Consider the following 22,756-nt stretch of genomic DNA (forward strand, 5'->3'; position numbering starts at 1 on the left):
GAAGGAAAAAGAGAAAATGTACCAAACATTTTGCAGTGAATCAAATGTGAGTGAGATCATTCGCTCTCTTCCGGGTGAGCAGATCCGGCATTTAACACATGTTAAAAACTACGTAGATATTATAACTGAACTAATAGTTCGTGCCGGTGCATATCCGGAAATCAAAAGGTTGGGCGAATATAAGTGTTTTGGAAAAGCGGCCTATTATCATGACATTGGCAAGGCCTGGGTACCAGTGGAGATCCTCTCAAAGCCGGATCGACTCACAGCAGAAGAAATGAGTCTCATGCGGAAACACCCCTTATTTGCCGAGGAGCTTTTCAAATTAATCCGGAACGGTTCTGTTTCCGGCATACCCTCCGAACTAATGCAATTGGCGCATGACTCCGCTGTCTATCATCATGAGTGGTGGAACGGAGACGGCTATCCATATGGGATTAAATGTGAACGAATACCCCTAATAGCTCGGATTACCTCCGTGTGTGATGTTTATGATGCGATTACAGGCGATCGGTCCTACCGGAGGGCGCGCAGCCATGAATATGCCTGTAGTGAAATAAAAGCGAACGCAGGAACACAGTTTGATCCAGTGCTGGCAAAATTGTTTTTGGACAATGAATTTCAGTTTTTGGTTAATTAGGTAACGAGAACAGCTGAAGGTACCAGATTAAAAGTAACCGCTCAATAACCGTACATCACCGAAGGAAAACAGAGGTCCTCATCAGGCGCGCTCGGTGAGATGCGCGGTCACAGGTAAAGCGCCGACCGTTGAAGTAGTCGGGCTGCTTCGTGATCCCGCCTGAGAGGCGCTGCTTCCAGCTGCGCGATTAATATGTGGTTGCATTTCAACTGGAGCTAGATGCATAACAGATAAGATAGAGAAACCACTCGCCCTACAAGGACGAGTGGTTTCTCTATCTTATCTGTTACTCGCGGTTTATCACATAGCTGAAAAACCAATTGACGAAAATAAACCATATGTATTCGATTAAGATAAGGCAGAATAAGTTGCGCAAATCCAAAAAGAGACACGGTTTGCAGACCTCTGATAGAATGAAAGTAACCACATAACCATTCTGAAGGGGGACTACAAACCATGCCCGAAAAAATTGTACAGTTTAATGAGGAAGTAATCAAGGGGCAAATCAAGGAATTGGTCCGGGGCAGCGTGGAAGAGACGCTCAACGGCCTGCTGGAGGCTGAAGCGGAGAAGCTGACCCAGGCAGCCAAATACGAGCGCAGCGAAGAACGGCTGGGTTATCGCAGCGGCCATTACAGCCGCAATCTTACTACCACCTCCGGCGATGTTACGCTCAACGTACCGCGTCTCAAGGAAATTTCGTTTGAAACGGCAATCATCGAACGGTATCGCCGCAGAGAAAGCAGCGTCGAGGAAGCGCTCATCGAGATGTACCTTGCCGGCGTCTCTGTGCGCCGCGTAGAGGATATTACAGAAGCTCTCTGGGGCAGCAAGGTGTCTCCTTCCACGATTAGCGAGCTGAACAAGAAAGCATACGTTCATATCGAGGACTGGCGCAACCGGCCGCTGCATGGCGGGAAATATCCGTACGTCTATGTGGACGGCATCTACCTGCGCCGCAACTGGGGTGGAGAGTACGAAAATGTGGCCATTCTGGTGGCAATCGCCGTCAACGAGGATGGCTACCGCGAAGTCTTGGGTGCTGCCGAAAGCATGGAAGAGGACAAAGGTGCCTGTGTTCAGGCGCCCGTTAACTCCCGCCAAGACGGGTCTAACTCGCCATCCTCCCGCTGCCGCCGTTTGTATTCTCCGCGTCCGCCTGCCATATGCGGTACAGCGCGGTGTAGCTGTCGATCTAGCCGTTGAGAGCGGCGAGAAGGTTCTGCCGCAGTGAAGGATTTGGTTTGACAGAAAATTGCCTATTCTTTCCATCTGCTCCTAGGATGAGAATTGTTAATTCACACCTTGCCGCGCTGATTTCTCCGCGCAAAGATTGACCGCGATTTGAAGCAGTTCTTTGAATTCGCGTTTCACACGGTTTGCCGTTTCCACCACCTCTTCATGATGAATGACCCCGCCTGTCACGCCCGCAGCCATGTTTGTGATACATGAAATCCCGACCACTCTCATGCCGCCATGCCTTGCAACGATCGCCTCTGGAACCGTAGACATCCCGACGGCATCCGCGCCGAGCACCCTGAACATGCGTATTTCGGCGGGCGTCTCATAGCTCGGCCCTGAGTACATCGCATAGACGCCCTCCCGCAGGAGAATCCCTGCAGATTGTGCGCGCTTTTTCAGTTCTTCGCGCAATTTTTTTGTGTATATATCCGTCATATCTGGAAACCGTGGGCCGAACTCAGGCAGGTTTGCCCCGATCAGCGGGTTCTGCCCGGAATAGTTGATGTGGTCGCGAATTAGCATCAATGAGCCAGCTGAATAATCGAGGTTGATCCCGCCGGCTGCGTTTGTAAGAATCAACGTGTTTACGCCAAGGCGCTGCAGTACACGTACCGGGATCGTGATCTCGTTTTGCGGCAGCCCTTCGTAAAAATGCACGCGACCGCTCAGAACAGCGGAGGGTGTTGCACCGAATCTTCCGATGACAAGTTCACCCGCATGTCCTTCCACCGTGGGAACGGGAAATCCGGGAATCTCCCGAAACAAAATCCGTACCGCGTCCTCCATCAGGTCGGCAAATCCACCAAGCCCGCTTCCGAGAATCATCCCCAGCATCGGCTTTATCTCCGTTTTCGAGCGGATATACGCTTCCGCAGCCAATATGCGTTCCATAATTACATCCAATCGATTTCACCTCTTTCGTATAGCTCTATACTCTATTCTTGCAACGAGAGCAATGCGCACTGGAGCCCATCGTCCTATCTTCACGGCGATAACGGCTGATTTTACTTAGCAACGGTCGATCCAGATGGGGCTAGACCAAGCCATATGCTCGTCCGGCTGTGTAACACGCAGGTAATAGCAGGCAGTCTCGTCAATTCCTACATCTTCAAAATGAGCATCACAATGTGCGCTGTTGGGTGTCCATGTTTTCATAACGGTATTGTTGCGAATCAATTCCACCTTGACTGTCTTTGTGCCGAAAACGCTGATATTGAAGTGTACGCAATTGCCTCTTTCCATTGTCAACTCACTGCCCATCATATGTCCCTCCGCCCGAAAGGAAACAAGGATCCGCGCACCGGTTGTGGCGTAGGTATGGCGGTCATACATGGCATCCCAGATACCTTCCCGGTCATGGGTTTCTGTATAAACAGCGACAATACCGCCTTCCACGCCATGCTCCATCTGGTGGGAATCACTGCCAGCCGTGAAGCCCATACGATAGCCTCTTGCCAGTGCATCCTGCACACTGTGGTGCGGCATCTTTTTAATATTCTTTGTATACTTGCTGGTACTTTCAAAATCCTCATAAGGCGCATGGCGCGACATAATTTCTACCAGACGTTCCACCTGCTCGTCGTGGAAAGACCAGTCCGTCGCCGCGCTGACCGAGCCCCAGTCTGCTGCCGGATGGTGCGGGATGCACATGCCCTTATATTTCTTCAAGCTTGCATAAAGATCTGTTGGGGTGAGCCCGCCCTTATCACCCGAGCGGAAAATATCACCGTTATCATCTCTGTAGTAGATGTTCTTATGGCCAAAGTCATACTGATACTCATTGGGCGTCCATTCAAAGGAAAGCAGACAGGTTAACTCGTTATCCTTGTTCATCAGATGGGCTGTGGTGCGCATCAGCTCCCATTCAGACTGAGAGATCCAGTCCGGATAGCAATCATGATCTGTCAGGCAAGAAAACTGCAGGTTGGCCTTGGCAAGACTTCGGCGGTAATACTGGTCAATGGAGCCCATGCCGTCTGAAATACCACTCTGGCCGTGAATATCGCCAAAAAGCAGTTTACAGGCATAGCCGTTCTTCTGGAGCCATGCGGCTTTTTCTTTTTCATCATGTGCATCCAGGTGTTTTTCTGCCGCAATGGGAATGCAGAAATTATTATCTGCTGTCTCCCTGCTGACATCACCGCAGCGGGTAATATCCTGCGTGGTAAATTGTGTTATAACCACGCTTGCATTTCGTCCAAAATGGCCGTTGCGATGCGCAAACTGCCACGGCATCAGAATTGTGTCGCCTTCTCCCAACAGCAGGGAAGGATGTACAGCAAAGTGAATATCCTCATAAGACATCAAAGCCGGCTCACTCCATTTACCGCCGTCTTTCCGGAACCGAACATTAATATAATCACGGCCCCAAGAGTAGGCCAGTACCTGCAGACCGGGTTTGGAAGCTGCCGCCAGATCCATATACCAGCCAACACTGCGGGTAATTGTGACAGGAGCCTCTGCTGTCAATTTTCCATTTTGAACAGAAATGTCCGCAGAGCAGACCGCAAAGTTTGCCTCATAGCCAAACGTATACCAGCACACTGTCGCGCCGTCAGCCGCCGCAATCACGCGAGGCTGGCAGGTCCATTCATCGGTGCTATCCAACTGTACTTCCTTGCTCCAGCCTGCATCTGTGCGCACACGGCAAAGCGTATGGTAGGCGCCGCCATAATACGCTTCGTATGTGACATACAGGTTGCCGTCACCACCCTCACAGGCATTGGCACGGTAGGTTTCCATAGCTTCAGAAATTTTCTCGATCTTTCCCGCACAGTCCTCGTGCAACGCGCACATCAATGTTGTAGCACCGTTTGCAGACTGGCTCGTCCACAACAGGTACAGCGTATCTTTCCAGACACAAAGCGCCGGATAAAGCGTCACCGCTCCCCGATCAATGGTCATAATTTCGCTCCACCGGCTATTTTTTACAAAGCGGACGCAAATTTTCCATGCGCCATGATCTGTCTCGCTCCACGCGTACCATGCCACTCCCTGATAGGAAATACTGACTGGATACAGCACATCGCCTTCACCAGAGATTGTTTCCCGTTCTTCCAGACCGTCTGCCCCAAGGACACCGGTTTCCAAAGTATCATGCTGATTCAGAAATTTCTGATAATGAATACGCAAGCTTCCGTTGTCCATGACGGCACCTGGAAATTGTGCGCTGAACGCGTAATCATCCGTTACCATGCAGCCCTCAGGGGCGGTCAGAATATGATATTGGCTCATAGAAACCTCCTATAGTATAGCTACTAATGCTGATTATAGTTGCAACGCGGCAATCTGCCGTACTGCGTATTGTTTTTGTGAAAGGAATGTTCAGTCTGTTTCGTGCTTTCCCACACCTGCCGGCGGCTGAATATGCTTGACGCCAAAAGCCAGCACAAGCAAGGTTGCAACATAGGGCAGCATCTGAATCAGCTGCGCAGGAACACCTTGCCCCTGCAGATAGATCTGGACAGCATCGCAAAAACCGAACAGCAGTGCACAGGGGACAATTTGTGCCGGATTATACCGGCCGAGAATTGCAATGGCTACTGCAATATATCCGCGTCCGGCAGTCATACCGCGAACGAACATATTCAACTGATCCAATGACAGGAACGCACCGCCATAGCCGGCCAATGCGCCACAAATCAAGACGCCGGAGTATTTGAGTTCATGTACTTTCAATCCCATTGTACTGGCTGCCTTCGGATTTTCACCGACCATACGCAGACGCAAACCATACTTTGTTTTAAAAAGTACAATCCAGCCAATGATCACAATACCAAGCATTACAAAGAAATTGAACGATTGTACACTTAAAATCGGAATTGGGCCGCCCAGCAGGTGTTTCACGTCTGCTACCATTTCGGAGCTGCCTTTGTTTTTCCAGATCACCTGCATCAAAAGTGTTGTAATCGCACTTGCAAGCAGATTCAGCCCAACGCCGCTAATGACCTGGTTTACCCGATAACGTACGCACAGGATCGCATGCAGCAAGGCAATCAGCATACCGCCCAGAACGGCGCATAAAAAGCCGAATGCCACGCTGCCTGTATAATATGAACCTGCAACCCCGCAAAAAGCCCCGCACATCAGCATGCTTTCCAGTCCCAGAGCCATAACGCCGCCCCGAACCGAAAATGCGCCACCCACTGCCGCGAAAATCAGTGGTGTTGCCATATAGATCGTAGACCCCACAATGGGAATCAGATAAGCGAGCAATGACATTATATCCCATATCCTCCTTTCGCCGCAGTGTTTTTGCCTTTGTGCAGAAATCTATCTCTCAAGTGTCGAAGCGTATGGAAAAAGCCCTGCACCATAAGTGGCGCCGAAACCACAATAACCACCATTGCCTGAATCACATCCACAAATTCGATTGGAATGCCGGTCGTGCGGTTCAGTTCCATTGTACCGGCACGGAGAATACCAAAAATTGCGCCGGCTGCAATGGTACCGAGTGGGCTTTCCGCCGCCAGCGCAGAAACTGCGATGCCGATAAAGCCATAGCCGGGCGAAAAATCGTTGATCAGTCTGCGATCCACGCCAAGGACCTGATTCACGCCGGCCATGCCTGCAATCGCACCCGAAATGCACATTGTCACGATTAATGTTTTCCCCACATGAATGCCTGCGGTTTGGGCAGCTCTCCGATTCATACCGACATTTCTGATTTCATAGCCCATCACTGTGTGATCAATGAACCACTTGATAAAAATGCAGGCGGCAGCAGCGATGAAAACAGCAATGGTAACCTGGTATTTTGAGAATATTCGCGGTATTTTAGCCGTTGCGCAAACCCGTTCCGTCTGTGCAACACTGCTTCCCTCCGCCAGAAGAGGTCCATTCAACAGGTAGCCCACAATATAGGTTGAAATTGAGTTCAGCATGAAGCTGGCAACAACCTCGTTGGAGTCGAATTTAACTTTCAGAACACCAATAATTCCCGCATAAGCAGCGCCAAACAGCATGCCATTCATAATTGCCAGCATCAGATGGAGAGCAGTCGGCAGACCCAGATCCATGCAGCCGATCAGAGCAGCACCCAGTGCGCCCATATACATCTGCCCCTCCACGCCCAGATTGATCAGGGATGCTTTTTTTGCGAAGGTAAATGCCAGACCAGTAAAGATGAGCGGTGTGGCCTGTGTCAACGTCTGGGCAATTCCACGTAAACTGCCAAAGGAACCCATGAAAATAGCGCCATAGGCCTCGATGGGATTATAACCGCAAACTCCCATGATTGCAGCACTGATCATAAGTGCAATCACCAGTGACGCAACAGACTGTGACACGGCACCGGTATGCGTGCTGGTCTTTGGGCTTTTCAGATTTTCACTGCGCATCTGAGCTTACCCCCATCCCTTTTCCGCCTGTCATCAGCAGACCAAGTTCCATTTCATCCCAGACGTCATGCTCGCTTTCCGCCACAATCTTTCCGCCATAGAGTACGGCGATCCTGTCACTAAGCCGTCGCACTTCATCCAGATCCGCTGAGATCAACAGAATTGATTTCCCCTCATCCCGAAGATCCAACAGGCGATTATGGATAAACTCCTGTGCTCCTACATCCACGCCTCTTGTTGGCTGTGCCACAATCAGCACATCGGGATCTTCGCTGAATACGCGGGCAACAATCACCTTCTGCTGGTTACCGCCCGAAAGCGAACTGCATGACACATACACATTTTCCGCTTTGATGGAAAATTTCGTTGCCTTATCCATGGCAAAGTTATGAATTTCTTTTGTCCGCCGAACGCCACGTTTTGCAAATTCAGAGCGCTTGTGATAGCCAAGGATGAGATTGTCTTCAATGCTCATGGGTGTGACCAGCCCACGATCCAGCCGATCCTCCGGAATATGTCCGACCCCCGCACGCAGGAACGTATCCGCACCGCCTGAAAATGGTTTTCCATCTTTAAAAAGTTCTAGGGAATCCGCTTTTCGAAGTCCGGTCAGCACTTCAGCCAGTTCTGTCTGACCATTTCCTTCAATGCCCGCAATTCCAAGGATCTGGCCCTTGCGCAGTTTCAGACTGATATCCCGCAGCACCGGTATTCCGTTTGCAGACAGATTGAGGTTCCGTACTTCAAAGGAGACCTCACCAGCGCAGGTACTGCGCCGGGTGAACGCCAAGTCAACCTTGCGTCCAATCATCATGAGTGCCAGATCGTTGATGCTGCAGTCCGCTGTAGCAAGGCCCGCATCAATCATAACACCAGATCGAAGTACAGAGACCCGATCTGCAACCGCTGCCGTCTCCTTCAGCTTATGTGTAATAATAATAATACTTTTCCCGGAAGCTTTTAGATCTCGCAGAACCACAAACAACCCCTGTACCTCCTGCGGCGTCAAAACTGCAGTCGGTTCATCCAGGATCAAAATATTCGCTCCCTTATAAAGCGCCTTCAGGATCTCCACACGCTGCTGTTCGCCGACAGAAAGTGTCCGTACTTTCGCATTGGCATTGATGTCAAAATGATATTGGTCAATCATGCGTTGTACGTTCCGCACTGCTGTGCGATAATCTACAAAAAGTCCCTTGACCGGTTCCGTGCCGACCACAACATTTTCTGTGACACTCATGACCGGTGTAAGCATAAAGTGCTGGTGCACCATGCCGATCCCAAGCCGTATTGCCTGTGCGGGATTTTTAATTTCCACCAGCCGGTCATTGATCCGAATTTCTCCGCTGTCTGGCTGCAGCATACCATATAGCACGTTCATAAGCGTGGACTTTCCCGCTCCGTTTTCGCCCAGCAGGGAGTGGATTTCTCCCTGCTTCACGGTAAAATTCACTTGTTCTAACGCGCGGACGGTCCCAAACCGTTTTGTGATACCGTGCATCTCAACTGCATTCATGCGAGTATCTCCCTCCCGAGGTTAATTTCTGTTTATCCCCTGCTTTGGTCAGACAAAGCAGGGGATAGTTTATGTTTATACAGTTACTTGCTGTACTGGTTAGCGGAAACCCAGCCGTTCAGTTCTTCTGCGGTTTCAGGCGGCACCAGCGTCCCGTCGACGAGCATCTTCTTGATTCCGTCTACAGCTGCCTGTATATCATCCGGCAGTACGACATTGGAACCTGTTGCGTCATAGCCAACTGCGCCTTCCTTGATACCGGAAATGTGCTGGCCTGCTTCCCATGTATCCTGGGTCAATGCCTTGATTTCATTGTAGACCATCAAGTTGACGGTCCGTGCGGATGTGCCGACAATGTTATCGGGCTGGATATAGTTGACATTTGCGCCGACACCAAAGCTATACGCATTTGCTTCATCTGACGCATTGTAAATGCCCATACCGGAAGCGCCGGCAATTGCCTGGATAAAATCCGCACCTTGATTGTACATGCTCAGCGCCATTTCCTTGCCTGTGCCCGGGTCATTGAAGCTGTTCACATTGCCTTCCAGCACTGTTACATCTGGGTTGACAAATTTTGCGCCGGCAGTAAACCCAACCACGCCCTTGCGCAGTGCCGGATTTTCCTGACCAATGATAATACCGATGACATTATCCGCGTTGGCAAACTCCATGTCACTCAGCGTCCCTAGACCTGCAACAACGCCGGCAATGAACGTCTGCTCCTGCCACTTAGTGCTGATTGCACTGACATTCGCCATGTCTACGGTAGAATCGATATGAGAGAATTTTTGATCCGGGAAGTCTGCTGCCACTTCTGTAATGGCATCTGTCATATCGCTGCCAAGACCGATAATCAATGCATACTCTTCGGATTCGCACATGCTGCGAAGGTCGGGGACATAATCGCTGATGGTTGTGGGTTCAAGGTAATCAAATTCAATGCCCAGATCATTCTGCGCGGAGGCAATGCCATCATAAGCCATATCATTGAAGTTCTTGTCGCCAAGACCGCCTGTGCCAAGCACGAGGCCGATTTTAGCCGGTTTGCCTGCCGGCTCAGATCCCGTTGCTGCTGCGTCGGAGGAGGTTGTCTGTGCTTGCTTACCGCAGGCGCTGAGGGAAAATATCAGCAATACGACAAGCATCCATGCAGTAATCTTTGGTAATTTCATGATATACACTCCTTCATCTCATTCATCTCATTCATCTCATTACATCTCATCGGAGAAGCCCGCTTAACGTAGACTTCACACTTTCATTTTATTTTAATAAAAAAAACAAACTAGCCAAGAAAGAAGGTTGACTAGTTTGCGGACAGAATTGACATTATGTGTGTTGAGAATAAACGAAATAAAACATTTTTGACTTTTACTGTCTCTTTCTTGACATTCGCTCCTGTTCAGGCGTGATTCCTTTATACCTCTTATAGATGCGAGAAAAATAACCCGGCGTTGAATAACCGACTTTTTCCGCCACTTCTGAAATTCTCAAGTCCGTCTGTAGAAGGAGTTCCTGGGCGCGGACTAACCGATACAGCGTCAGATATGTATTGAAGTTCTCGCCAACTTCTTCCTTGAACTGTCTGGAGAAATATTCCATTGACCGATAGGCTCTCCGGGCAGCTTCCGCCATGGAAATGTTATCTGCATAGTGTTGATGGATATATTCCAAAGAAGCCAAGATTAGCGGAGAGCAATGGTTGCAATACCGCGCCTCCAGATCATTCAAAAGTTCCCTGCAGCGTTTTTCACACTGCCGTACATCCGTTTGAATCACCATAGCCTGTGAAGAGGACTCGGTTTCATAATAATATCGTTCTTCAATGGAGAGTACGATTCGACGGCAGCTGTCCACAGCCCAAGCAAGATCAACTGCACCTGCCCTGTGAATCTCCGCAAACCATTCATTCACAAGGTCTATAGCTGCAGCATAACGCTTGTGCAAAATCATCGCCAGGATTTCCTGCTTTTTGCAGCCTAGCGCATCTCTGTCTAATGCTGGCCGAAGGCAGATGGACGCATAATAAATGGGTGCTTCCTGCGTAAAAAACGTAGCCGTTTGCGCGGTATTTGCTTCATGCAGCGCACGTGGAAATTCACAGCGTCGGTGAAAAACTGTACTGATGCCAACAGCATCGCGCGTCTGTATGCTCTTTATCAGACCGGAAGTCAGCTCGCTCAGCTGCTGTGCCTGCAGCACACAATAATCAAAATCTTTTTCACAGGCAACTGCGGTATAAACAGGATCGGAAAATTTCTTTTTTTCGTCATTTGCGATTTGTACAAGCTCTTTCCATTCTTCCTGTGTCTTTTTACCTGGTAGGCAGAGTATCTGATACGGTACATTGTCCAGCATTCCCTGCTTTGTCCAGAATCGATCCGCGTAATCGGGTTCCTCCTGTGTCTGGAAGAAGTTGTAAAGATCAATGTAACCGCTCTGATACATATCACCGGTTTTTTCTTGTCCTGCTTTTATTTTTTGCGCAAGCACCTGAGAAAGAAGTTCTTCGATATCCGTTGTACGAAGCTCCGATTTAAGAAGATATTCTTTTGCACCAAGGGAAACGGCCTCTTTCGCATAAGAAAACTCTGCATAATTCGTTAAAATTACGAACACAGTAAACGGGAGAATTTCCAACGTGCGCCGCATCAGCTCCAGACCATCCATTCCAGGCATACGAATATCAGTAACCACTAAATCCGGTTTTTGTTTCTTAATCAACGCGAATGCGTCATCTCCGTTTCTTGCATCCATTACATGGCACTCGTACGATGCGCGTTGAATACAGTAAACAAGCCATTCGCAAATAGGCGTCTCGTCATCCACGACAACAACATTGAGTGTCATCCGTTATCCTCCTTATTCGGTATATCCAGCGGCAGGGTAAACGTAATCTGTGTTCCCTGACCAAGTTCACTGCTAATTGTAATGCCATACGCTTTTCCATAATTCATCTGAATACGGTCATTCACGTTGCAAAGTCCCACTCTATTGAGCGGTGTTTCTCTTTGCAGGACCGTTTTCTGCAGGGATTCCGGCATTCCTACTCCATCGTCCGATACAATTAGAATCAGTTTGTCCTGTTCCCGGTGTCCAGACATCAGAATATGGATACAGTCATGACCCGCACCGTGGAAGATCGCATTTTCAACAACCGGCTGCAAAATCAACGTCGGCACTCTGGCCTCCATTATATCCGCATCCACCTGATACGACGCCTGAAACGCATTCTGATAGCGATAATTCTGCAGACTCACATAACTTTTCAGTGTTTCGATTTCCTCTCGGAGCGAAATAAATTCACTGGATCTGGAAAGAGTTTGCCGCAGAAGCTTGGAAAAATAAAAAATCATTTCTCCCGCTTCATTTGTTTTCCCCATTTCAAGCATAAACCGGATGGATGTCAATGTATTGTGAATAAAATGCGAGTTGATCTGTGCGTGAAGAAAATCCATTTCTGCTGCGCGCTTTTGCTGCTCGCTTTGTCGGACTTCTTCAATCAGGTTCTCAATTTCTTTTACCATGGAATTGAATGCAGACTCAATGCTCCCTAATTCATCATTTTGTTTCACGGAAATGCGAACCGTCAAATCTCCATGAATCACCATTTCCATTTTGTGTTTGATTCTCATTATGCGCAACAAAATACCACGTGAAACACATATAACTGCAAAAATGGCCAGCAGTGTACAGACAGTAACCGTCATCAAAATCATATTTCGAACGCGTGTGAGCGATCCAAACGCTGTTTCTGCCGGCATCCGTTCAATCAAAAGCCAGTCACTTCCAGGAATCCGTTCATATAGCAGGAACTGTTTCTCCACTATGCGCCTATCAACCGTATCATGAGAAGCCAGTTCTTCCAGCATCTCTTTGTTGTACTCGAAGTCCATTCCAATCAGCCGTTTGTCATTATTTGATATGATAATGCCATCTTCATTGATCGCAGTGATTTGAATAGATGTGCTGATATAATTCTTATATGTGTTATACAGCAGAAGTTCAGACACATCCAGGACCACGAGACCACGCAGTTCCTGATTCAGCAGATCGCGCATTACATAGACGATTTGAAAAGAATAATTCATAGCACCACCATCTGCACTGTAGCTGGTCGGCAGCATAACCATGGCGCATTCGTTCTGAAACAGCGGTGTGCAACGTGTATCGTTCTGAAGATTTTTCAGAGTAAATTTTCTAGAACTGTAAGCCGATTCTGTCAGTCCGTTACAGCCAAGCACGTAAACATCCATCAGTGAACGGCCGTTTGTCTGAGAATCGTTAAAATCCCCCAGCATTTCTGACAGTATGCTGTGAATTTCTTTTGCCGAAAAATCGTCTGCTGTTAAAGCGAGCTGCTGTATTTTGCTGTTGAAAGCGACTCTCTCGCCAAAATTGATTACATTTGACAAGGTTTGCCCGGAGGAAGCGGCAAGCTGCATTAACGACGCCTGGTTCAAACGAACAAATTCTTTTCCTACCGCCTGTTTTGCATATTTGTACACACCAATACCGATAGAAATCAAGAGCAGCAGAAACACAATCAGCAAAGAAACAAACAGTCGGACGATGTATGATTTATTAAATTTCATGTGTCCCAACTCCCTTCTATCAGACTAATTCTTCCAAATAATGCAAACTGCTGCGGGTAAACAACGCGGTGCAGCGCTTTTCAATCTCCAAAGAAGGGGCAATCCTTTGGGCCGGAATGCCATGATTATATCACAGAATCGTCAGAACGCAAACGCAGACAGGCGGTATACCGGGCAAACCGAGGCTGCTGTCACAGGCCTAATAAGATGGATGTCTGCGCTGCATTCATCACCTGGATGGCGCGGCAGATTAGGTCGTATTCCTATTCATCTAATAGGTGAAGACTTGGCGACAATCCGAATGTAAAGCTAAAAGTCGATGGGATGGACCGCAGTATTTGGATCACTTTACGTGAAATACCAATTGCTGCTGCCATTTTGTATAAAGTCCTTACACGGCGGCGACAATTTGGCGCCGCCTTTTTTTGCTGTTACGTCCATTGCCGTATTTGGCATAGGCATTTACTTTGTTCTGCACAAATTGATAAAGCTGCGCAGAGAACTGTTTAAATACTTGTTTTTGTGCCACACAAGATAGTGCTGCCTGGTCAGATTCGCATCTTCGATTTTAAGCGTGCACACATGTCCATCAGCGATATCCTGGCAGACCAATTGCTCCGGCAAAAGAGAGATCCCAATTCCATACGTGACAGCTTTGACAAGAGCCTGCGTGCTGACGCTTTCCCAGGTCGGATGAAGTACCATTCCGTGCGCGGAAAAAAATTCGTTCAGAAACCTTCGTCCGGCACTTCCTTCTTCCCGTAGTAAAAGCGGGTACAGTTGGATATCCTGCAAGTTCACCGCTTTCTGCGAAAGCAGCGGATGCCCGGGAGGAACAATCAGTACCATGCGATCATGATGGAATTCTTCTGTATGCAGATTTACGTCATCCAGCCAGCCCTCGACCAGAGCAATATCCAATTGATTGTCAAGTAATTTTCGCTGCAGACTTCCGCCGTTTGAAATGGTGACCTGTACGGTGGTATTGGGATGATCTTTTTGAAATTGGCTAACAAGCGGAGGAAGTAAAAAATTTCCCAGAGTGATGCTTGCACCTACCCGCAAAATACCAAAGCTGTCCCAGTTCCGAAGTTCTCGATCCATGGCGTCAAATAAATCCACAATGTGCAGTGCCTGTGCATAAAGTTGATTGGCCGTTTCAGTGGGAGAAAGGCGCCTGCTCATGCGCTCAAACAGGCAGACACCATAATAATCTTCCATCTCGTGTATCGCACGCGTCACAGCCGGCTGCGTCATGTGAAGACTCTCGGCCGCTCGGGTAATATTTCGCATCTGATAGACCTGAACAAATATTTTTATATGTCGGATTGTCACGGTGCTCACCCTCACTATATATCAAAAATGATATGAATACTATAAAATAATAGCATTTTACACATGTCTCTGCAAGCCGTATGATAAAAAAAAGGGAGGCATTGTATGGATAATCAGATACAATTCGGCGGCAGACTGAGTACATTGGCAAGGCTTTTTTTAAGCACCTTTTATATCAGCTCATTTACTTTTGGCGGAGGATTCGTAATCATAACCTTTATGAAGCGAAAGTTTGTGGATAAACTACACTGGATTGATGAGCAGGAAATGCTTGATCTGGCCGCCCTGGCGCAATCCTCGCCGGGAGCGGTTGCCGTCAACGCCTCTATTTTGGTTGGCTGGCGCATTGCAAAGCTGACAGGGGTGGCTGTCGCTGTTCTGGGTACCATTCTGCCCCCAATGATTATTTTATCGGTTATTTCGTTCTTCTACAGTGCGTTTTCAAGTAATCTATATATTTCCCTTGTGCTGAAGGGGATGCAGGCTGGTGTAGCCGCAGTAATTCTGGATGTGGTCTGCGATCTTGGCGGGAATGTTCTGAAGGAGAAGTCCATCGGCAATATCGCGGTTATGGCGGCGGCCTTCGCGGCCATATTTTTCTTTAATGTCAATGTCATCTATATCATCCTTGTCTCTGCAGCCGTCGGGATCTGCAAAGAACTGATACGGGTCAGAAAGGGGCATGGAGTATGATTTATCTGCAGCTTTTGCTCAGCTTTATGCAGGTTGGCCTGTTTAGTATTGGAGGCGGCTATGCTGCGATGCCGCTGATTCAGAGTCAAGTGGTTCAGACGCACGCCTGGCTTACCATGAGTGAGTATACGGATTTAATTACCATTGCAGCGATGACCCCGGGCCCCATTGCCGTTAATTCCGCCACATTTGTGGGAATCCGCATTGCGGGAATCGGAGGAGCCATTGTCGCTACGTTTGGATGTATTTTGCCGTCCTGCTTCATTGTTTCGCTGCTGGCATATCTGTATTACAAGTATAAGGGGCTGTCCGTGTTCCAAAGCGTCCTATCCAGCTTAAGACCTGCTGTTGTGGCGTTAATTGCCGCAGCCGGACTTTCCATTCTGAATCTGGTGCTTTTTCAGGGTACTTCCTTGCAGCTTCAAAATATCAATTGGATCGGAGGCGGTCTGTTTTTAGTCGCATTTATCGTTTTGAGAAAGTGGAAGTGGAACCCGATTCTGGTCATGAGCCTTTGCGGCGCTGCGGGCTTGTCCATAAACCTTTTTCTGAACAGATTTTAGTCTATGGATGTAGAGACGCTCTCCGCCATGCTGAGTCATGTGTCGGCGGCTACCACACTTGACATTTACATCCATATCACGGACGATATGCGTCACTCTGCCGCCGCCAACATCGACCGTGGCATTGGCAAGGAGATCCGGAAACTGCTCCCGCTCAGCAGGAAGCGCCGAGGATGACCGACTTCAAGCCTTACCTGGGCCACAACCGCAAGCCCGGCACCGGCTGCATCAGTAAAATCAATAACCACCTGTTTGAGGGGCGCTATTCGCCTGTCTGGCCGGATGGTAAGAAGCATTCCCGCAATGTCTACGCCCACACCCATGAGGAGTGTGAGGAAAAGCTAAAGGTTCTGATTGTGGAGATGAAGGAGGAGATTGCAGCCGTCAAAGGCAGTAAGAAACCTGATAGCAGTCCGGACGGAATCAGTAAGAGCAAAAAACCATTGCGGCCTTTATGTGCGCCAACCCGCAGGTCAGGTAGACAACCAAGTTATCCCATTAAGTCTGTGCTTATCGGGTGCACACGAAGAGCAGGCCACGCTTAAGCGAGGCCTGCTCTAAAACATCCTATGTTTTACTGAGATTTGACTTCTGGAGCACCCCTCAAAGATGACAGAAAACTCAGCTCTTGTGATGAAGTCCCTCGATGGCATCGCGTTATTTGGTCTGCCGAATAACACACCCGTCTCAATGCAAGTCGCGATACTCTCCCTGACATGCAGGAATCGTCCTACTTATGTCAGACCAAATTCATCTTAGGCCTTAACTCCGCACGTCCACCAGCCCGGCCTTTTGCAGCAGGCGGAGGATAACAGTGGCACTCTGAGCCCGGGTAATTTTGGCGGTGGGGTTCAGCTTTCCATCTGTACCTTGAATGAGACCGCTTCCTACGCTCCATTTCGCCGCGTCCCTCGCCCAGGAGCCGACGCTGTTCGCGTCCGCAAAGCTGTCCAGATTACCGCTTGTTCCGGTAAATTCCGTGAGCGCCGCCGCCCGTTGCAGCATAAGCATGGCCTCCTGCCGGGTTATATTTGCGTTGGGGTCAAAGCGGTTCTTGTCTTTTCCTTTGGTCAATCCGTACTTTACCGCCGTGGCTACTGCGCCGGTATACCATGCGGTAGTGGGGATATCTGAGAAGGTACTGGTACCGTCTGCGGGAAGGCCCAGGGCGCGGACAAGGATGACGGCAAACTCGGCCCTTGTAATGCTCGCCTCTCCGTCAAAGACGGATGCGCTGCGTCCGGCGATGATTTTGCGACTGCCCATTTCATTGACTGCCGCCTCGTACCATTTGCCCTTCGCATCGGCAAAGGTGACTTTATTTTGAATGAGCGCGTAGGTGCTGTTCGTGCGGGAATTGATGACGGCGTAATACTTGCCGTTCTTTTCAATCACGTTCGTCGGCACATGGCGGACGCTGCCGTCGGCGTTTACCACCACCGCTGTGGTGATTTTCGCCGCCTGCTCCTTTGTTACCTCGATCACGCGGTCGATATAGGCCGAGAAGGTATCCACGTCCACGGTTTTCCCGCCATAGGTCGCGGTGACGGTAAACGCCACTGGGGAGAGCACCAGCGTTTCGCCCGTGACGCTGACAGAGCTGTTCGTGATGGCCACATCGAAGGGAACCTTACTCCTATCCACGCCGGGAAAAGCCGCTCCCAGCGCCGACGTGTCGATGGCGGCAGTGTTCAGGTTATAGGCCACGCCGCCGGCCTGTACGGTGAGGGTCATACTCTTAGCCGCCATGTCCTCAATGTTTTTCACCACGAGGGAAGCTGTGGCCGAACCGTTTCCGCTCACCGGCACCACCACGGAGGAACCAGCAGCCGCGCCGCCGATATTCGTGCCGAGCTTCGACTGATCGACGGTGACGGTGGTCGTGTCGCCGGATTTTTTCTCCGTGCCGATGTTCTGGGTTTTCCCGTCCACGATCACCGGCGCGCCGGTGGAGGCGGCTGAACTGCCGGAGCCTGTACCGCCGCCGGAGGGCGCACTGCTTGTCGTGACGGAAAGCACCGTGCTGACAGTGCCGGGCAGCGTCGCGGCGGTGGTCTTAATCCGGGCCACAAAGCTGTACGCGGTGCTGCTGCTCAGTCCGGAGAAGCTGTTGCTGTCCTGCCAGGTCACGCCGCCGTCCCTGGAGTATTCATAGCCCGCCACAGCGGTCAGCGTCACGCTGCTGCTGGTCTTGCTCTCCAGTGTCGGAGCGCCGGAGGGCGCCGGAGCGGCGATGGTAATGACCGTGCGTTCATTTGTCGTTTTGTCCTTCTGGCGCACCTTGACGATACTGGCGGAAAAGGTCAGTCCGGCGGTGTCGGGCGCGGCGCAGTCCTGCCAGGAAGTGCCGCCATCCAGACTGTACTGCATATTAGTCGTCGTGCCGGTGAGCTTTCCAGCGGCAACGTCACAGCCCACGCCGATCAGATCAAGGGAGGCGGTGGCAGCCCACGCCGCGCCCAGCAGCGGATAGCCGCCGTTTGTGTTTCCGCTGTCGGCTTTCCATGTACGATAATCGGTGCTGGCTTTCGCGTTGACCCAGCCATTCAGGGCTTCGATGAGGGTAGCTGTGTATGCAAGTGTCTGCGCCGATGACGCAAACTGTGCTGCCGTGCCCGCCGTCAGCGTGGCTTTGTCGCTGCCGATCATGCCGCAGCCGGCGACAGTGTACATTCCCACCGAGCCGCCAATGCCTTTATTTGCCGCGCTGTTTAAATAATAGCAAAACTTGACGGAACCGCCATTGATATAGCCTGCCACGCCGCCGGCATAGTTCACATCGGCGGTTGCCGTTACACTGCCGACGCTGTAACAGTTGATGGTGTTACTGTTATAGTTATTACCCGCAATGCCGCCGGCATAAGCAAAGGACATGTCTTCACTTGCGCCTGACGCGGTTGCGCTGATGCTGCCGTTGTTAAAGCAGTTGGTGATAACGGTTTGTGAATCTGCGATGCCCACAAGTCCTCCGGCATAGGCGATGTATGCCGTCCCGCTGCCCGTCGCGGTGACATCTGTGTGGCTACAGCAGTTGGTGATGGTACAATTCATTGCGTAAGCCACAAGCGCGCCGCCATAGCTGTCGCTGCCCACATTGTTGCTGATCCGGACGCTGCCCGAAAGGCAGAGGTTTTTAATCGTCGCGCCCTCTGCGCGACCGAGCAGACCGGAAAAGAACTCGGCGCTTGCCGTCAGCCCTGTGATGCTATGCCCCTGCCCGTCAAAGCTGCCGGTGAAAGGGCGGGAGGGGTCGCCCACCCGCATCCAGCTAAAGCCGCTCACATTCACATCGTTTGCCAGCAGAATGGTGTAATCCAGATAGCTTGTGCCGCTTGCCGACCAGAACGCCGCGCCCTTGGCGGTATTGATGGTGAGGGTTTTGTTGGTGCCGTCCAGCACATAGTCGGTGGTACTGCTTGCACCCGCCGCGTACGCCGCAGCCGTTGGGAGAACGGCATTCACGGTATAGCTCAAGGCACTTGAGGTCGCGGCTTTGTTGTAAGCCGTGGCGGCGTACGCGGCGGTCAGGGAATAGCTGCCCGCGACCGATGGCGTCCAAGTATAGGCAGCCACGCCGCTGGAGTTCAGGCTTGCCGTGCCGAGGGTCGTCTCCCCGTTTTTAATGGTAATCGTCTGTCCGTCTACACCGGGACCGGAAAAGAAACCCGTGAGGGTCGCGGTCAGGGTGATGGGGGTTCCCGTGTCCTGCGGACTTGCGGGCGCTGCCGCCAGCGCAAGGGCGGTCGTGTTGCCGACGACGTTCAGCGTGACTGCATTGGAGTAAACCGTTGAGGGGCTACCGGGGCAGGTGTAGTCCACATAATAGCGCAGCGTAAAAGTGCTCCCCGTATCAGGAGTAATGCCGCTGTTTAGGGTTTCCCAGTAACCTCCGCTGTTGGGGTTATACTGCTGCCAGCCTTCGTCTGTCTTCACAGCAGACTCATCATTCTGTGTTATGCTTGGCTTATAGCTATTCAGCTCGTTCAGCGTGAGATTATGCCCCGCTGTAAAAGAACCGGGAATAGACAGCGGGCCGATGACGAAGGGGCCCACCGCAAGCTGCACCACATTGTCTGCTCCATTTTGGATGATGTAGCTACTGTTATCGCTGTGGAAATAGCCGCTGTAATCGTTGGAGTTTGCGCCGGTGACGCTTCCCGGGCTGCCCTTTGAAGGCGCGGAGTATGCGGTCACGCCGATGGATGCCCCGCTGGCAAGCGTGCTATCCACCAAAATCGTCTTGTCAAACAGCACCACGTTGCACTCAGTAGAGGAGCCGGACACCGTGTTATCATCAATCACGGCCATACCGCCTACCGTGAAGTTCGAAGCTAAATAGACGCCGCCATTTACGCTTTTGTTGCCGGTGATGCTGCCTCCCAGCATGGTAAAACTGCCCTTTGCATAGACGCCGCCGCCCCAGTATAACGCTTCGTTGTCCGCGATGCTGCCGCCCGTCATGGTAAAGCTGCCATCTTCATCGACATAAACGCCGCCGCCGCCTGCGCTGTCGAATGTAGTCCTATTGCCGGTGATATTGCCGCCCTGCATCGTGAAGCTTGCGGATTCATTGATGTCGACACAGCCGCCGTAGTATTTTTTGGTATTACCGGGGGCTTTGGAGAAACCGCCGGTGATTTTGCCTTGGCTTGCAACAGTATCTGTGCTGCTGTCCTTGAGGGTCAGGCTGCCGCTGACATTGATCACATTGCCGCTCTCGGTATCCTCCGTCAACCCCCTGTCGATATCCTTGCCGTTCAGATCGAGGATGGTGGCCTTGCCCGACGCAAAGGTCAGCGCTTCGGTGATATCTACGTCCTCCCGAAGCTGAATATATGCCTTTCCACTTGCTAAACTGTTGGCGTAGCTCATGGCCTCGGTCAGCGTACCGTATGTCCACGCTGTGGGTGCGGTGTCGCCGCTTCCCGCCACGCCCCACCGGGCTTGAGATGCCACGTTAGCCGGGGCGATTTGCACGTACTTATAGGTGTTGCTCAGCCCATAAACGCTTGAATCGAGGGTGACGGCGGTCGCGCTGTCGCCGCTTCTATTGGTCGAGGCGGTCGCCGTAAGACCTGTGGCGGTCGGCGCTCCGCCGAAATAGAGCGCGTTCGTGTTTCCTGTAGCGGTAACGGTGGAAGAGGAAATCGCGATCGTGGTGGTAGCGGTACTCATGCCATAGCTGCCCTCTGTGCCTTCGCCGCCGTTTGCCGTAACGGTGGAGTTTTCAATGGAAAGAGAGCCACTATCAACGCCTATGCCATAGCTTTCCCGATCCGAGCTTCCGCCGGTGCCTGTGACGATGGCGTTTTTGATAGAAAGACTGCCATTTCCAACATATATGCCGACGGTGTTGTGGTTGTTGCCTGTACTTGAGCCCGCCGTGGCAGTTACTGTGCAGCCGTCGATTGTCACTCCTGTATTACCCCGAATGCCCATGGCCTCACCTTGGGTCGTAAAGGTGCTGACGACGGAAAGGCTATCGGTCGATGTCGATGTGCCTTTAATGCTCAGTTGACCTCCGGTGTAAATCCCGGCGACCCCAAAACTGCTGTTCGTACTGAGCCCAATGGTGTTGGTCCCATGGAGGACAATATTCAAGTCGCCGGAATTCTTGAAGATGCCGCCCGTTATGGATGCGTTGCCGCTTTGCTCAGTGCCGGAGCCCGGCTGCGTTACACTTGTAATAGTCGCTCCGATTAGCGTCAGGGTGTTGGTACCCGCATCGTAGGTGACGGTGCCGTTGCCGAGCACATTGTTTGCGTTGTCGCTGGTGACTTTGGTAGTGCCCACACATATGCCATAGTCGTCAGCTGCAAATGCCACGGTGGGCAGCATAGTCAGCACCATACATACCGACAGCAAAATACTCAAAAATCTCTTTTTCATCTTGTCTCTTCCTCCTGTTTTTTTCCCACCTGAACGGTCGTATCAAACGCGCACCGTTTTGCGGACGAATCAAAAATGCCGTTTGCGCCCTTTTTATGCTTGCATACTCCGGTTTCGGTGGGATGTTCGGTGCAAATGCCGAAATCTCCATACTTGCAGTACCAGCACTCCCGACTGGAAAAAAGCCGACTTTCATCCTGCTCAAACGCATCGCAGCAGTCGCCGCGCGCAATTTCAAGTCTGCTGGCCGCCGTCTTTTCCTCCCCGGTTCTGTCACGGGGTTCGCCCATGATAAGAGCCACCTCCTCAAGGTTAATTTCTCAGAATGGATTATACAAAAAACCACGGCCGAAAACCGGCCGTGGCGTAATTGCAGGATATTTGGCGTAAATGTCGGATTTTGTCAGAGTTTTGGGGGGAGGTAACGCTATAGGTGCAGAAGAATCCGCGTCCTGAATACGCTGTTTTTCGTTGCAAATTCCGCCATGCCGTTGTACCGCTCGGCGGTATAAGTGATACTCTTTGTCCCCGTGCCGCCGCCGGGCTTCTGCGATTTTGGGAAGTCTCCATCAAAAATGATATTATCCGCACACGCGTTTTCGAAGACAATGCGAAGCTTTCCGGCTCCGTTATAAACGGAATAGTCAACCTTTGCGGTGATAAATTTCTCTGCTCCGTCAGGAGTACACAGGCAACCCTCTATGGCATTATCAACTGAGTTTGCAAGGATCCCAACCAGTGCAACCTCATCCATCGGAAGGTTTTCGGGGATTCTTGCGTCAATTTCGGTTTCGATAGAGAATTATCCGAGCATGGGCGCAAAAAAGAACGACACAGCAGGAACTACGTCGCCCATGTTTGGATAATTCCATAGCTCGAAACCGCGGTCGGACTTGCATCAGCTATGGGAAAAGCATTCGCTTTTGTTCCTTAGAATTACAGCT

The 22,756-nt window shown here is 50.8% G+C and carries 17 protein-coding genes and 1 pseudogene; 6 read left to right on the forward strand and 12 right to left on the reverse strand.

What is annotated here, in order from left to right:
- The first annotated feature begins 16 nt into the window (after positions 1–16).
- Together ABWQ15_RS04790 and ABWQ15_RS04795 are read left to right on the forward strand one after the other, a co-directional pair.
- Complete coding sequence (locus ABWQ15_RS04790) at positions 17–640, forward strand: HD-GYP domain-containing protein (RefSeq protein ID WP_353907684.1); 624 nt, start codon at positions 17–19, stop codon at positions 638–640.
- 456 nt (positions 641–1,096) lie between these two features.
- Positions 1,097–1,714: pseudogene (locus tag ABWQ15_RS04795) on the forward strand (IS256 family transposase); the annotation flags it as partial.
- Between the two features lie 219 nt (positions 1,715–1,933).
- Here the strand turns inward: ABWQ15_RS04795 and ABWQ15_RS04800 are convergent.
- From ABWQ15_RS04800 to ABWQ15_RS04840, 9 genes are all read right to left on the reverse strand, one after another.
- Positions 1,934–2,773, reverse strand: coding sequence for a purine-nucleoside phosphorylase (locus tag ABWQ15_RS04800; protein ID WP_502919108.1), 840 nt, complete (start codon positions 2,771–2,773; stop codon positions 1,934–1,936).
- Positions 2,774–2,890: 117 nt separating this feature from the next.
- The gene (locus ABWQ15_RS04805) at positions 2,891–5,116 is read right to left on the reverse strand and encodes a CehA/McbA family metallohydrolase (RefSeq protein WP_353907686.1); all 2,226 of its coding nucleotides are present in this window, start codon (positions 5,114–5,116) and stop codon (positions 2,891–2,893) included.
- A 90-nt stretch (positions 5,117–5,206) separates the two neighbouring features.
- Positions 5,207–6,103, reverse strand: a complete 897-nt coding sequence (locus ABWQ15_RS04810; RefSeq protein ID WP_353907687.1) for an ABC transporter permease — start codon at positions 6,101–6,103, stop codon at positions 5,207–5,209.
- Entirely contained in the window at positions 6,103–7,221 is a 1,119-nt protein-coding gene (locus ABWQ15_RS04815; protein ID WP_353907688.1) for an ABC transporter permease, read from the reverse strand. The genes ABWQ15_RS04810 and ABWQ15_RS04815 overlap by 1 nt, the downstream gene beginning before the upstream one ends.
- Complete coding sequence (locus tag ABWQ15_RS04820; protein ID WP_353907689.1) at positions 7,211–8,737, reverse strand: ABC transporter ATP-binding protein; 1,527 nt, start codon at positions 8,735–8,737, stop codon at positions 7,211–7,213. The genes ABWQ15_RS04815 and ABWQ15_RS04820 overlap by 11 nt, the downstream gene beginning before the upstream one ends.
- A gap of 83 nt (positions 8,738–8,820) precedes the next feature.
- Positions 8,821–9,912 (reverse strand): BMP family lipoprotein, encoded by a 1,092-nt coding sequence (locus ABWQ15_RS04825; protein WP_353907690.1) that lies wholly within the window; start codon positions 9,910–9,912, stop codon positions 8,821–8,823.
- 196 nt (positions 9,913–10,108) lie between these two features.
- A complete protein-coding gene (locus ABWQ15_RS04830; RefSeq protein WP_353907691.1) occupies positions 10,109–11,587 on the reverse strand; it encodes a response regulator in 1,479 nt (492 codons plus the stop codon).
- Complete coding sequence (locus tag ABWQ15_RS04835; RefSeq protein WP_353907692.1) at positions 11,584–13,332, reverse strand: sensor histidine kinase; 1,749 nt, start codon at positions 13,330–13,332, stop codon at positions 11,584–11,586. Before ABWQ15_RS04835 ends, ABWQ15_RS04830 begins: the two co-directional genes overlap by 4 nt.
- Before the next feature lie 462 nt (positions 13,333–13,794).
- Complete coding sequence (locus ABWQ15_RS04840; protein WP_353907693.1) at positions 13,795–14,682, reverse strand: LysR family transcriptional regulator; 888 nt, start codon at positions 14,680–14,682, stop codon at positions 13,795–13,797.
- Between the two features lie 90 nt (positions 14,683–14,772).
- Here ABWQ15_RS04840 and ABWQ15_RS04845 point away from each other — a divergent pair, with 90 nt between their 5' ends.
- From ABWQ15_RS04845 to ABWQ15_RS04860, 4 genes are read left to right on the forward strand one after another with little or no spacing between them, the layout of a single operon-like run.
- Positions 14,773–15,360 (forward strand): chromate transporter, encoded by a 588-nt coding sequence (locus ABWQ15_RS04845; RefSeq protein WP_353907694.1) that lies wholly within the window; start codon positions 14,773–14,775, stop codon positions 15,358–15,360.
- Entirely contained in the window at positions 15,357–15,923 is a 567-nt protein-coding gene (locus ABWQ15_RS04850; protein WP_353907695.1) for a chromate transporter, read from the forward strand. Before ABWQ15_RS04845 ends, ABWQ15_RS04850 begins: the two co-directional genes overlap by 4 nt.
- A gap of 3 nt (positions 15,924–15,926) precedes the next feature.
- Positions 15,927–16,100, forward strand: coding sequence for a hypothetical protein (locus ABWQ15_RS04855; protein ID WP_353907696.1), 174 nt, complete (start codon positions 15,927–15,929; stop codon positions 16,098–16,100).
- Positions 16,097–16,468: a hypothetical protein gene (locus ABWQ15_RS04860; RefSeq protein WP_353907697.1), complete on the forward strand. Its 372-nt coding sequence runs from the start codon at positions 16,097–16,099 to the stop codon at positions 16,466–16,468. The genes ABWQ15_RS04855 and ABWQ15_RS04860 overlap by 4 nt, the downstream gene beginning before the upstream one ends.
- 217 nt (positions 16,469–16,685) lie before the next feature.
- Here the strand turns inward: ABWQ15_RS04860 and ABWQ15_RS04865 are convergent, their stop codons facing one another.
- The 3 genes from ABWQ15_RS04865 to ABWQ15_RS04875 all read right to left on the reverse strand — a co-directional run bounded on the left by ABWQ15_RS04865 (position 16,686) and on the right by ABWQ15_RS04875 (position 22,566).
- Positions 16,686–21,812: an S-layer homology domain-containing protein gene (locus ABWQ15_RS04865; RefSeq protein ID WP_353907698.1), complete on the reverse strand. Its 5,127-nt coding sequence runs from the start codon at positions 21,810–21,812 to the stop codon at positions 16,686–16,688.
- The gene (locus tag ABWQ15_RS04870) at positions 21,809–22,102 is read right to left on the reverse strand and encodes a hypothetical protein (RefSeq protein WP_353907699.1); all 294 of its coding nucleotides are present in this window, start codon (positions 22,100–22,102) and stop codon (positions 21,809–21,811) included. The genes ABWQ15_RS04865 and ABWQ15_RS04870 overlap by 4 nt, the downstream gene beginning before the upstream one ends.
- Positions 22,103–22,239: 137 nt before the next feature.
- Positions 22,240–22,566 (reverse strand): GHKL domain-containing protein, encoded by a 327-nt coding sequence (locus ABWQ15_RS04875; protein ID WP_353907700.1) that lies wholly within the window; start codon positions 22,564–22,566, stop codon positions 22,240–22,242.
- Positions 22,567–22,756 lie beyond the last annotated feature (190 nt).

The organism is Oscillibacter sp. (genome assembly GCF_040505565.1).
Lineage (GTDB): Bacteria > Bacillota > Clostridia > Oscillospirales > Oscillospiraceae > Oscillibacter.

What these genes read in the sequence shown, in the direction of transcription:
- ABWQ15_RS04790 (WP_353907684.1), top strand. Translation starts at nt 17, where the DNA reads ATGTACCAAACATTTTGCAGTGAATCAAATGTGAGTGAGATCATTCGC.
- ABWQ15_RS04800 (WP_502919108.1), bottom strand. Translation starts at nt 2,773, where the DNA reads ATGGAACGCATATTGGCTGCGGAAGCGTATATCCGCTCGAAAACGGAG.
- ABWQ15_RS04805 (WP_353907686.1), bottom strand. Translation starts at nt 5,116, where the DNA reads ATGAGCCAATATCATATTCTGACCGCCCCTGAGGGCTGCATGGTAACG.
- ABWQ15_RS04810 (WP_353907687.1), bottom strand. Translation starts at nt 6,103, where the DNA reads ATGTCATTGCTCGCTTATCTGATTCCCATTGTGGGGTCTACGATCTAT.
- ABWQ15_RS04815 (WP_353907688.1), bottom strand. Translation starts at nt 7,221, where the DNA reads ATGCGCAGTGAAAATCTGAAAAGCCCAAAGACCAGCACGCATACCGGT.
- ABWQ15_RS04820 (WP_353907689.1), bottom strand. Translation starts at nt 8,737, where the DNA reads ATGAATGCAGTTGAGATGCACGGTATCACAAAACGGTTTGGGACCGTC.
- ABWQ15_RS04825 (WP_353907690.1), bottom strand. Translation starts at nt 9,912, where the DNA reads ATGAAATTACCAAAGATTACTGCATGGATGCTTGTCGTATTGCTGATA.
- ABWQ15_RS04830 (WP_353907691.1), bottom strand. Translation starts at nt 11,587, where the DNA reads ATGACACTCAATGTTGTTGTCGTGGATGACGAGACGCCTATTTGCGAA.
- ABWQ15_RS04835 (WP_353907692.1), bottom strand. Translation starts at nt 13,332, where the DNA reads ATGAAATTTAATAAATCATACATCGTCCGACTGTTTGTTTCTTTGCTG.
- ABWQ15_RS04845 (WP_353907694.1), top strand. Translation starts at nt 14,773, where the DNA reads ATGGATAATCAGATACAATTCGGCGGCAGACTGAGTACATTGGCAAGG.
- ABWQ15_RS04850 (WP_353907695.1), top strand. Translation starts at nt 15,357, where the DNA reads ATGATTTATCTGCAGCTTTTGCTCAGCTTTATGCAGGTTGGCCTGTTT.
- ABWQ15_RS04855 (WP_353907696.1), top strand. Translation starts at nt 15,927, where the DNA reads ATGGATGTAGAGACGCTCTCCGCCATGCTGAGTCATGTGTCGGCGGCT.
- ABWQ15_RS04860 (WP_353907697.1), top strand. Translation starts at nt 16,097, where the DNA reads ATGACCGACTTCAAGCCTTACCTGGGCCACAACCGCAAGCCCGGCACC.
- ABWQ15_RS04865 (WP_353907698.1), bottom strand. Translation starts at nt 21,812, where the DNA reads ATGAAAAAGAGATTTTTGAGTATTTTGCTGTCGGTATGTATGGTGCTG.
- ABWQ15_RS04870 (WP_353907699.1), bottom strand. Translation starts at nt 22,102, where the DNA reads ATGGGCGAACCCCGTGACAGAACCGGGGAGGAAAAGACGGCGGCCAGC.
- ABWQ15_RS04875 (WP_353907700.1), bottom strand. Translation starts at nt 22,566, where the DNA reads ATGGATGAGGTTGCACTGGTTGGGATCCTTGCAAACTCAGTTGATAAT.